Origin of the sequence: Clostridium sp. AF37-5 (assembly GCF_003477605.1) — a bacterium.
In the GTDB taxonomy this organism is placed as follows: domain Bacteria; phylum Bacillota; class Clostridia; order Lachnospirales; family Lachnospiraceae; genus Eubacterium_F.
Genome location: NZ_QUDR01000038.1, coordinates 1 through 10,230, shown reverse-complemented (window position 1 = coordinate 10,230; position 10,230 = coordinate 1). Strand labels below are relative to the sequence as shown.

Here is a 10,230-nt window from a genome sequence, read left to right as displayed (position 1 = left end):
TGGGGATAGCTTTGAAAATTGAAATTTTATCTATGTAAAGAACCCGCAAATTCCAGTTTGTCTAACTTACTCTAAATTAGCAAAGACCGCTTACAAAAGTGTAGGCGGTCTTTATTCGTGTTCAGATATATTTGATTTTGAACTTTCTTTTCTTGGCTGAAAGCACCTTGCAAATAATATCATCTGCTGCGTCCGTGTATCTGCCTTGTGCTATCAGGCTGTTCTTCAAACGGATAAGTGATTGCAGCACTTCGCTGTATTCGTCCTTGGAAAGGTATAAATGATATTTTTGTTCTTTCAAAACAACCACCTCCTGTTACCGCAATTATATAATAAGAAATGGCATAGAAGTAGTGTGCGATTGTCGCTTGACCACCCCTAAATGAACGAATTAACAGGGTAACGAACGCCTTATTCATTAGCAGGAATTTTGCTCGAATTTTTCTGCCATTAGCAGAGAGGGCATTTTCATTAGCAAAATAGCGAAAATCCTGCTAATTTTTATTAGCAAGTCGTTCACCTGAAAGGCGGACGACATTCGTCCTAATTTCCATTAGCTGACGGAGATTTTGCTAATGAAAATCTGTGAATTTTACGATTTTTCACTTTTTCCGTAAAAATGAAAAAACGCCGGAAACCCTTGATTTTACTGGGTTTTCCGGCGGAGTTTTTGGCGTTCCCGAGGTGATTCGAACACCCGACCTACCGCTTAGGAGGCGGTCGCTCTATCCAGCTGAGCTACGGAAACATCTTTAAAATCTATTCAATTTTAGTCTTAAACTTACTCAATGTCAATCGCCTTTGCCCGAAAGGCGGTCGTTATAACATATTCTTAGGAGGGGGCTGTTATATCCATTTAACTATGAGAGCAAAATCCGGCTTATGCAGCATAAGCCGGAGATTTTTATTTTATCCGGTAATTACAGATATTTTTTCAAAACATCGACTTTATCTAATCTCTCCCAAGGAAGGTCTAAGTCGCTGCGGCCGAAGTGGCCATAGGCAGCAGTCTGGGAATAGATTGGTTTTCTGAGGTCGAGCATCTGGATGATGCCGGCCGGACGCAAATCGAAGTTCTCGGCAATGATGTCGACTAATTTGCTTTCCGGTAATTTGCCGGTGCCAAATGTGTCAATGCGTACGGAAGTTGGTGAAGCAACACCGATTGCGTAGGACAACTGGATTTCTGCGCGGTCACACAGACCGGCAGCTACAATATTTTTGGCAACGTAGCGGGCTGCGTATGCAGCCGAGCGGTCAACTTTTGTCGGGTCCTTTCCGGAGAAAGCGCCGCCGCCGTGGCGTGCCCAGCCACCGTAAGTATCGACAATGATTTTACGACCGGTTAAACCGCTGTCGCCGTTTGGTCCGCCGATTACAAAACGACCGGTTGGGTTAATATAGAATTTTGTATCTTTGTCAATTAATTCCGCAGGGAGAACAGCATCTACGACATATTTGCGGATGTCTTTCTGAATCTGTTCCCAGGAAACATCTTCGCTGTGCTGCGATGAAACAACAACAGCATCCAAACGCAGTGGATTTCCATTTTCGTCGTATTCTACCGTGACCTGTGATTTGCCGTCCGGGCGCAGGTAGGAAAGCGTTCCGTCTTTGCGGACTTTGGAAAGCTGGCGGGACAATTTGTGTGCCAGATAAATTGGATATGGCATATAGTCATCGTCGGTTTCGTTTGTTGCGTAACCAAACATCATACCCTGGTCGCCGGCACCTTCCGATTCAATTTCGGAGTCCGTCAGCTTCGCTTCCAATGCTTTGTCGACGCCCATTGCGATGTCGGAAGATTGTTTGTCCAGTGCAATTTTAACCTGGCAGGTTTTTCCGTCAAAGCCCTTTGCAACATCGTCATAGCCAATTTTACAGATTGTATCGCGAACGATTGCTTCAATATCAACCGTTGCATTGGATGTAATTTCACCCATAACTAAAACCAAATCAGTAGTGATTGCAGTTTCGCAGGCAACACGGCTCATCGGGTCCTGTGCGAGCATAGCATCCAAGATGGCATCGGAAATCTGATCACAGATTTTGTCCGGATGTCCCTCGGTTACCGATTCAGAAGTAAAAAGTATCTTACCCATGGTTTCCTCCATTCAAATTCATACGTAAATAACATTCTTATTCTACTATAACAGTAAAATATCGTCAAGTTGGAAAAAATGATAAAAAATGATAAAGTTTTACACATTTTTATTTTTTTATGTTATGATAGAAACAGACGGTAAAATAAAGAATAAAAAGTGATAAAGAGGAGAACTATGGCAATTCACATTTTTGTCATTTGCCTTGTTGTTTTGGGGCTTCAGAATATTATTTCCATAACCATTCATAAGAAGCGTTTTTCCAAACAGGTAGATGAATTACAGAAGCAGCTGGATGAAAAAAAAGAAGAATCTGAACTTGTCATGAGGGAAATGCTAAGCAATATTACACATGATTTAAAAACACCCTTAACGGCGATACGCGGGTATGCCCAGGGAATATTAGATGGAGTGGCGGCAACCCCTGACCGCATGAACAAGTATATCAGTACCATAAGAAATAAAGCAGATGACATGGCAAATCTGGTAAATGAGTTGTCGTTGTTTGCTCAAATTTATAATAAAGAAATTGAATATAAAAAAGGAGGTGTCGAAATTGATGAATACATCAGCCGGTGTATGAGCAATTTGTCGCTTGACTTGGAAACCAGAAAGATTGATTTTTTATATCGAAATGATGTGGAAAAGGGAACGTGCCTTTACATTGATGAGGAAAAGATAAAACGAGTTTTTTATAATGTAATTGGAAATGCATACAAATACATTGATAAAGATTTGGGAATGATATTTCTTCATATTGAGGATGCCGGGAAAATGGTCTGGGTTCGGATTACTGATAATGGTTCGGGAATCGAGAAAGATGAACTACCGCTGATTTTTGAACGTTTTTACCGAACCGACAGTTCCAGAAATTCAAAAACCGGAGGAACCGGACTTGGTCTTGCGATTGCAAAAAAGATAATTGAAGACCATGGCGGACAGATTTATGCGGAAAGCGAAAAGGGGAAAGGGACGAAAATTTCTTTTTCTTTGCCAAAGAAAGTAGACGAAAAGAAAAAAATATGATAGCATAGGATTAGTAGAATGGAGGGCCAGTATGAAGAAAATACTTATTGTTGAAGATGAATTACCAATTGCTGAGTTGGAAAAAGACTATTTGGAGCTTAGTGATTTTGAGGTTACGATTGAGACCGACGGCATTGAGGGCGAAGCAAAAGCAATGAGCGGAGAGTATGATTTGCTGATTCTTGATGTAATGCTTCCGGGACAGGACGGATTCGAAATTTGCCGCAAATACAGAGAAAAGTATTTGGCACCTGTCATTGTTGTTTCGGCAAAAAAGGAAGATATTGATAAAATCCATGGATTAGGACTTGGTGCAGATGATTATATGACAAAACCATTCAGTCCGAGTGAATTGGTGGCACGTGTGAAAGCACATATAAACCGTTATGAGTCTTTGACGGAGAAATCATCTGAGAAGACAGCAAAGAATGAGACGATTGAGGTTGGTGATTTAAAGATTGACCGTACCGCCCGTCGTGTATTTGTTCGTGGTGAAGAGAAAAATTTAACTTCCAAAGAATTTGATTTGCTTTACTTTTTGGCAAAAAATCCAAATCATGTATTCCCGAAAGAAGAGCTGTTCCAGCGAATCTGGGATGTAGGTCCGATTGGGGAAAATGGCATGGTTGGCGATATTGCCACCGTTACCGTGCATATCAAAAAAATTCGTGAAAAAATTGAGCAGGATACATCCAATCCGGAGTATATTGAGACCATCTGGGGTGTTGGATACCGGTTCCGCGCCAATTAATTTCAGGGATAAAAAATTAAAAATCGAAGATACTAAGGTAGCAGGCCGTATGGTCTGCTGCTTTTTATATTTACGGGAGGTGCGGCATGAAAACAAGACATTTGATTTTAATTGGCCTTACGATTTTGTTGTGGTTTTCTTTTCGATTTCTGCTTCCGCTGACGCTTCCCTTTGTACTTGCCTATTTTTTTGCAAAACTGGTATCGCCAATGATACAATTTCTGGTAAATAAATTAAAATGGAGGCGGAAAGTCAGTATTTTTTTAGTTGTCTTTTTTACGCTGTTGATTTTAGGGGGATTTAGTGTTTATATCATTACATTAATTATTAGTCAGGGAATGATGCTGCTGCAGAAAATACCGGTTTATGGGCAGATTTGCGGAAGAATGCTTGAAAGAATGTGCAGTCACTGCGACCGGATGCTGGAGCTTGCGGATGGAAGCAGTTTTGATTATTTAGAGGGTCAGGCAGCAGGGCTTTATCAGAAAATTGGCACGGATTTACTTCCTAAATTGTCCGGGTGTGCCATTTTTCTCGTAAAAAAGGGAATTGGAGCCATTAGTTCTCTGTTTATTTTCTTTTTGTCGGTGCTTTTAATTTTGCTGGATGACAAAATGCCTGCGGTGCGTGGGAGGCTACGCCCGTTTGTGCAAAAACTGCGTGGTGCCGGACTTGCTTATCTCAAAGCGCAGTCACTATTGTTATTCATTATTGCGGCACTTTTGGCACTTGGTTTTTATTTCATGGGAAATGATTATGCGATACTTCTTGCGATTGGAATTGCTTTACTGGATGCATTTCCGGTGCTTGGGAGCGGCATGGTATTGGTTCCATGGGCGGTATTAAGTGTCATTGGCGGACGATATTATGATGCAGCAATTGTTACAACTCTTTTTTGCGTGGTTACATTTTTGAGAGAAATTTTAGAACCGAGACTGATTGGAAAAGAAGTGGGGATTAAACCCTTGTATCTGATTATTTCCGTGTATGCCGGAATCGAATTGTTTGGCATCGGCGGTGTGATTTTGGGACCGGTTTCTCTAACCATTTTGAAAGCGGTACGCGAAGAACTCATTGAACGGGAACGAACCTAGCGGGAAATCCAGCGGCTCATACCGGAGCCGTGGTCTGAAAACGGACGTTTGTGAAAACCAAGTTTTTCGTAAAAAGGTTCTTTATTTAATGCGGACATAAGGTTTACCATAATGGTCTCTCCCTCATCCACCTGACTTTCCAGCCAGGAAAGAACATGCTCAATAATATATCGTCCAAGTCCCTGCGACTGGTGCGATGGACGCACAATGACATCGCAGATAAAATAGACGTACCCACCATCTCCGACAACACGCGCCATGCCCACAGGCCGTCCGTTCTCTCTGGCAATCAGGGTATAGAGGGAATGGTCGAGGGCGATGCGGGCGCGATTTTCTCTTATGGTAATAAAATCTACGCTTGCACGAAGGTCATTATATTCATCAATTGTTATGGAATGATTTAATGTTATATTTTCTATGTTCATAGCAAGCTCCTAAAGTATCAGACAAACTGGTTGGTTGTTTCATCATACTGGTAGTCAATGGAATCCAATGTCTGACAAAGCTCTGCCTGATTCAGTTCATATGTCTGGCACAATTCTTCCAAAGTTGCAAATTGATCCCGTAATTTTGTATTTACAAAACTAACTAAAATAATGGGGTCCTGTGGTACATCCACAATCAAACACCTCCTGTGTATTTTCATTGATTCCCAACTATCATACATAAAAACATAGTTTCTTGTCAACCCTATTAGAAGAAAGAATCTTTTTGGGAGGTGATTATGTCGCAGAGAACAGAATTTTCAAAGGATTTTAGCAAAAATAAACAGCGGATTGATGAACTTTTGAAGATTGATAAAAGCTTTGATTTGCTGTACCGGGTGGTGATTATTGGTGGTAAAAAGGCTTGTTTTTATTTTGTTGACGGTTTCTGTAAAGACGAAATTATGGAGAAGGTATTAGAATTTCTCTATAAAATTAAACCGGAGGAAATGCCGGAAACAGCGCATGATTTTTTAAATGAAAAATTGCCGTATGGTGAGATTGATTTAGTGCGGACAGAAAATGATTTGATTCAGAGGTGCTTATCGGGTGTTCCGCTTTTGATGGTGGATGGATACTGCGAACTGCTCGCAATGGATTTTCGAACATATCCGGCACGTTCGGTCGACGAACCGGAAAAAGATAAAGTAATGCGCGGTTCCAGAGATGGTTTTGTGGAAACCGTTGTGTATAATACGGCATTGGTCAGAAGAAGAATTCGTTCTACGGACCTTGTGATGGAAATGCATACAGTAGGAAAAAGTTCACGGACAGATGTCGTAATTGCTTATATGGGTAACCGTGTGGAGCCGGAAATGTTAAACAACATTCGTAAGCGGATTGACGCGATTGAGATTGATTCTCTTTCCATGAATCAGCAGAGTCTTGCAGAATGTTTATATCAGCACAAGTGGTATAATCCGTTTCCGAAATTCAAGTTTTCGGAACGTCCGGATGTCACAGCAGCCAGTATATTGGAGGGGAGTGTGGCAATTTTAGTGGATAATTCGCCATCTGCCATGATTTTACCGACATCGGTTTTTGATATTGTCGAGGATGCGGACGATTATTATTTTCCTCCTGTGACAGGAACTTACCTGCGGCTGTCGCGAATGGTCATTGATTTTCTTGCCGTTTTTATGACGCCGGTATTTTTACTTTTTATTATGCATCCGGAGTGGCTTCCGGAGTCCTTAAAGTTTATTCAGATTAATGACCCGGTGAATGTCCCCATTTTCCTGCAAATGCTGATTTTGGAGTTCGCCATTGATGGATTAAAACTAGCGTCGGTGAATACTCCGAATATGCTGAGCACGCCGCTTAGTGTCGTGGCAGGTATTATATTGGGTGATTATACGGTAAGTTCCGGCTGGTTCAATGCCGAAATCATGCTGTATATGGCATTTGTGGCCGTGGCAAATTACACGCAGGTCAGTTTGGAACTTGGCTATGCGCTGAAGTTCATGCGGATTATTTTGATTTGTCTTACCGCTGCATTTGGTCCGTGGGGGCTGCTTGCCGGTACGGTGCTGGTAGTTGTTTTGATTGTGACGAACCGGACAATCAGCGGAAAAAGCTATATTTATCCGATTGTTCCGTTTAATGCGAAACAGTTTTTGCGACGGTTTTTCCGGGTAAATCTGCCGAGTTCGGAAAAATAAACGGCGTTATATCATGATATTACATGGAATGGATACAATAGCATGATACCTATCCCTTTCAATATAGTAGACATAGGTACCATAGTATTTTAACGTAATGTTTTCCACATTTGTGATTCCGTATCCGTGTACCATTTCATCTTTTTCATGTTCTTTTGCTTGATGAGACAAGGTATTTGAAATGTGCAGTAAAAGCTCTTTACTAGTGGTACGGATGGATACTTCAATTTGTCTCGGAGCCGGCACTTGAATTTCACGGCAGGCATTCAGACAGTTGTCTAGCAGATTGCCCAAAATGATACTAAAGTCATAATCATCGATTTGAATGTTAGACAGGCTTACCTGGATGTCCGTCCGAAATTCAATGTTCTCTTTTTCGGCAATTGACATATGATTGCTTACAAAGGCATCAATAACCAAATTTCCTGTATTTATACGGTTATAGGATTGTTCAATGTCTTCCATAGATTTTTTTAAATAGTCTTCAATGACATCGTAGTTGCCTTTTTTTACACATTCTTCTATATAAAAATAGTGTTTTTTGGTATCATGCATTAAACTTCGTGTGTTACGGTATGCTGTAGAAATCTGCTGGTATTTTGTTGACTGAAAAGCAAGCTGCTGATTCAACTGCTCTTTTTCTTTTTGGAGACGGTTCACATTCAAAATATTGTCTAACAGATAATAGTTTACAACATTGATAAATAGCAAACCAGCAGAGCCAATAAAGGACAATGAAAATGGATTTGATACCATTTCAAATTGATCCGGTATTGTCATCATGATTATGATAGAAACAAGTGGCATAATGCATATTAATAATGTGTATTGAAAGGAAAAAATTTTTTTCCTTTTCAAAAAAACGATATTTGTAATCATAATGAAAAGGAATAAAAATAATTTCGATACAATTGAGCAGACAACTGGATTTCCAAGAAGCTTTTCGCTTGTTTCTACAGGAAACAACTTAATGAATAAAAACGTAAAGACTTCTGCTAAAGTTGCAAATAGCTGAAATGTAATAGCAGCGAAAATACGATGAACAAACTTTCCCTCATACAAAAAAGATAGAGTAAATAGAGAAAGCAAACTGATTCCGGCCATTATATAAAAAGAATGGTTTTGCTTGGCATAGGAAAGAAACTGGGCTAAAAAGCCAAGAAGTCCTTCTATGCAAGCGAAAATAAAAAGAAAAAGCCAAAAAGGAACAGCCTCCCTTCTTTTTTTCATAATGGCATTAAAAAATATAATTATTAATGCCATATCAAATATTGAGCAGATGATATCTAGCATGCGTTTCCCCCTTCTAACGAACTTGATTAATAGATAATAATTTCTTTGAGAAAATACTCCGAAGTTCTTTTTCTTGTCTTCGACTTAGGGGAATTTTTTCATTGTTGCTCATAATCAGTTCGTTATCTTTAATGAAATGAATTCGGTTCAGATTCACTAAGTATCCTCGGCACGGACAAAAAAATGAATCCGAATTTAGTTTTTTTTCCCATTCGGATAAAACACCATAGGCTTCGATAGTTTTATACTCTAAAAAAATTTGTATCCGTTTCTTTTTTGCATTAATAGAATGGATGGCAATAATATTTTCTGCAAAAATCACTTCTTCTGCACCATCTTCTTTCAAAAGAAACGAAGCATTTTCACTTTCACGATAAGATTTAATAATGCGGAATAATAGTTTTTCAAAATCTTCAAAAAGAAATGGTTTTGGAAAATAGTGAAAAGCCTCCACATTAAAACTGTCTTGCATATACTCCGGAAAGTTACTAACAAAAACAATTTTTGCCATTCTATCCGGAATTTCTCGTATGTGTGCCGCTACTTCGAGACCACTTAGTTTAGGCATTTCAACATCTAAAAAGAGAATATTGTATCTTCCTGCTGAATCATATTTTTCCAAAAGTTTTGTGCTGTTTTGAAACGTATTGATTTCGAAATCAATGTCATGCTGCATTTCGTAAATATGTAAAAAACGTTGTATCACCTGAATGTCCTTTTCTTCGTCATCGCAGATTGCTACTTTAAATAACATGATGAATACGCCTCCTTCCTATTTTTGAACATGCCTGCTAAGATATTAAGTACAGTAATAAAACAACTTATGGTAATAAGTTTATAATAAATGGCATAATTTGTACAGCAAAAAACAATTTCAGCAAAAGTTACAATACTGATGCATAAATAATTTTTCTTTTTTAATATTTGCTTCTCAGTCTCTGTAAAGCGTTTATTAGGGTGGTCTACCAGTGGTGTTTTAACAATAATAAATGCAAGGACCGAAAAAATTGTAAGCCAAATGACAGGGTGACCAGTGGGAACCAATGGTGACACAATAAGTGTTCCGATAGCACAGATGTACGACAGAATTGTGCATATCCATTGTTTCGATGCGTGGTAGCCGCCGCTGGTTAGTCGGAACCCTGTAAATAGTAAGAGAAAGAGAACACAGGATGTAATTTTATTTGTAAGCAAGCCGAACAATAGAATAGTTACGGCAAATAGTATTTGTTCTAATAATGTGTTAATGCAATAAAAGAAAAAATCTTTTTTTTCTGTTTTATCGTTTGCCAAGGCAATATTGATGATTTTTTGTGTTAACCATTTTGTAAGTATCATAGATGATTCCCCCTTTTTTGTAGAATGTTAGTATATACTAAAAAATGTTATAAACAGAAAAAATGTGACGAGTGGTTAAAAATAAGGGACGAACGGTCAAATTGCCGTTCGTCCCTTATTTTTGACCACTCGTCACGGAAAAAGAAAAAAAGTCAGATTATATGATATACTGCAAAAAAATAACAAAGGGGGAAAATACTATGTATTTCAAACACAAAAAATTAATTCAGAAAATTTGTAAGGGGATTTGTACAATGGCAGTTTTTGCGGCGCCAGTTGCTTCAGAATATTGTCATGTATTGTTTTATCAGCCAAAAGAACCAGAAGGTTTTAAGGAATTTCTGAAAAAGGAACAAAAGAAAATTTAGTAAATTATTTTGTCAGATTTTCTCCGTTTGAAACGTTATAGTAAATAGATACTTCAAATGGAGAAGATTTTGACCGTTCAAGGATGAAAAATGACCATTCGTGCCGGTTTTG

At 38.9% G+C, this 10,230-nt stretch carries 12 protein-coding genes and 1 tRNA gene; 5 read left to right on the top strand and 8 right to left on the bottom strand.

What is annotated here, in order from left to right; genetic code table 11:
- Positions 1-121 precede the first annotated feature (121 nt).
- The 3 genes from DW019_RS14470 to metK form a co-directional block, all read right to left on the bottom strand.
- A complete protein-coding gene (locus tag DW019_RS14470) occupies positions 122-301 on the bottom strand; it encodes a hypothetical protein (protein ID WP_024721699.1) in 180 nt (59 codons plus the stop codon).
- A gap of 370 nt (positions 302-671) precedes the next feature.
- Positions 672-748, bottom strand: a tRNA-Arg gene (locus tag DW019_RS14465).
- 172 nt (positions 749-920) lie between these two features.
- Positions 921-2,102: a methionine adenosyltransferase gene (gene metK / locus DW019_RS14460; RefSeq protein WP_117479765.1), complete on the bottom strand. Its 1,182-nt coding sequence runs from the start codon at positions 2,100-2,102 to the stop codon at positions 921-923.
- A gap of 177 nt (positions 2,103-2,279) precedes the next feature.
- On the opposite strand from metK, the gene DW019_RS14455 reads away from it, so the two are divergent.
- From DW019_RS14455 to DW019_RS14445, 3 genes are all read left to right on the top strand, one after another.
- Positions 2,280-3,128: a HAMP domain-containing sensor histidine kinase gene (locus DW019_RS14455; RefSeq protein WP_022375914.1), complete on the top strand. Its 849-nt coding sequence runs from the start codon at positions 2,280-2,282 to the stop codon at positions 3,126-3,128.
- Between the two features lie 31 nt (positions 3,129-3,159).
- The gene (locus DW019_RS14450; protein WP_117479767.1) at positions 3,160-3,879 is read left to right on the top strand and encodes a response regulator transcription factor; all 720 of its coding nucleotides are present in this window, start codon (positions 3,160-3,162) and stop codon (positions 3,877-3,879) included.
- An 86-nt stretch (positions 3,880-3,965) separates the two neighbouring features.
- A complete protein-coding gene (locus DW019_RS14445; RefSeq protein ID WP_118444020.1) occupies positions 3,966-4,973 on the top strand; it encodes an AI-2E family transporter in 1,008 nt (335 codons plus the stop codon).
- Here DW019_RS14445 and DW019_RS14440 read toward each other — a convergent pair.
- Both DW019_RS14440 and DW019_RS14435 read right to left on the bottom strand, forming a co-directional pair.
- Positions 4,970-5,398 (bottom strand): GNAT family N-acetyltransferase, encoded by a 429-nt coding sequence (locus DW019_RS14440; protein ID WP_118444019.1) that lies wholly within the window; start codon positions 5,396-5,398, stop codon positions 4,970-4,972. The genes DW019_RS14445 and DW019_RS14440 overlap by 4 nt on opposite strands.
- A gap of 17 nt (positions 5,399-5,415) precedes the next feature.
- Positions 5,416-5,592: a DUF4250 domain-containing protein gene (locus tag DW019_RS14435; RefSeq protein WP_022375918.1), complete on the bottom strand. Its 177-nt coding sequence runs from the start codon at positions 5,590-5,592 to the stop codon at positions 5,416-5,418.
- Positions 5,593-5,697: 105 nt separating this feature from the next.
- Between DW019_RS14435 and DW019_RS14430 the strand changes: the two genes are divergently transcribed.
- Entirely contained in the window at positions 5,698-7,119 is a 1,422-nt protein-coding gene (locus DW019_RS14430) for a spore germination protein (protein WP_118444018.1), read from the top strand.
- Positions 7,120-7,125: 6 nt separating this feature from the next.
- On the opposite strand, the gene DW019_RS15215 is transcribed toward DW019_RS14430, so the two are convergent.
- From DW019_RS15215 to DW019_RS14415, 3 genes are all read right to left on the bottom strand, one after another.
- Entirely contained in the window at positions 7,126-7,875 is a 750-nt protein-coding gene (locus DW019_RS15215; protein WP_182431162.1) for an ATP-binding protein, read from the bottom strand.
- A gap of 550 nt (positions 7,876-8,425) precedes the next feature.
- Positions 8,426-9,166 (bottom strand): LytTR family DNA-binding domain-containing protein, encoded by a 741-nt coding sequence (locus DW019_RS14420; protein ID WP_118444017.1) that lies wholly within the window; start codon positions 9,164-9,166, stop codon positions 8,426-8,428.
- Complete coding sequence (locus tag DW019_RS14415; protein WP_118444016.1) at positions 9,151-9,750, bottom strand: accessory gene regulator B family protein; 600 nt, start codon at positions 9,748-9,750, stop codon at positions 9,151-9,153. The genes DW019_RS14420 and DW019_RS14415 overlap by 16 nt, the downstream gene beginning before the upstream one ends.
- A 200-nt stretch (positions 9,751-9,950) precedes the next feature.
- Here DW019_RS14415 and DW019_RS14410 point away from each other — a divergent pair, with 200 nt between their 5' ends.
- Positions 9,951-10,118, top strand: a complete 168-nt coding sequence (locus tag DW019_RS14410) for a cyclic lactone autoinducer peptide (RefSeq protein WP_022375923.1) — start codon at positions 9,951-9,953, stop codon at positions 10,116-10,118.
- Positions 10,119-10,230 lie beyond the last annotated feature (112 nt).

Bases quoted from the DNA above. Each gene is read 5' to 3' on its own strand.
- metK (WP_117479765.1), bottom strand. From the start codon at position 2,102: ATGGGTAAGATACTTTTTACTTCTGAATCGGTAACCGAGGGACATCCG.
- DW019_RS14455 (WP_022375914.1), top strand. From the start codon at position 2,280: ATGGCAATTCACATTTTTGTCATTTGCCTTGTTGTTTTGGGGCTTCAG.
- DW019_RS14450 (WP_117479767.1), top strand. From the start codon at position 3,160: ATGAAGAAAATACTTATTGTTGAAGATGAATTACCAATTGCTGAGTTG.
- DW019_RS14445 (WP_118444020.1), top strand. From the start codon at position 3,966: ATGAAAACAAGACATTTGATTTTAATTGGCCTTACGATTTTGTTGTGG.
- DW019_RS14440 (WP_118444019.1), bottom strand. From the start codon at position 5,398: ATGAACATAGAAAATATAACATTAAATCATTCCATAACAATTGATGAA.
- DW019_RS14430 (WP_118444018.1), top strand. From the start codon at position 5,698: ATGTCGCAGAGAACAGAATTTTCAAAGGATTTTAGCAAAAATAAACAG.
- DW019_RS15215 (WP_182431162.1), bottom strand. From the start codon at position 7,875: ATGGTATCAAATCCATTTTCATTGTCCTTTATTGGCTCTGCTGGTTTG.
- DW019_RS14420 (WP_118444017.1), bottom strand. From the start codon at position 9,166: ATGTTATTTAAAGTAGCAATCTGCGATGACGAAGAAAAGGACATTCAG.
- DW019_RS14415 (WP_118444016.1), bottom strand. From the start codon at position 9,750: ATGATACTTACAAAATGGTTAACACAAAAAATCATCAATATTGCCTTG.
- DW019_RS14410 (WP_022375923.1), top strand. From the start codon at position 9,951: ATGTATTTCAAACACAAAAAATTAATTCAGAAAATTTGTAAGGGGATT.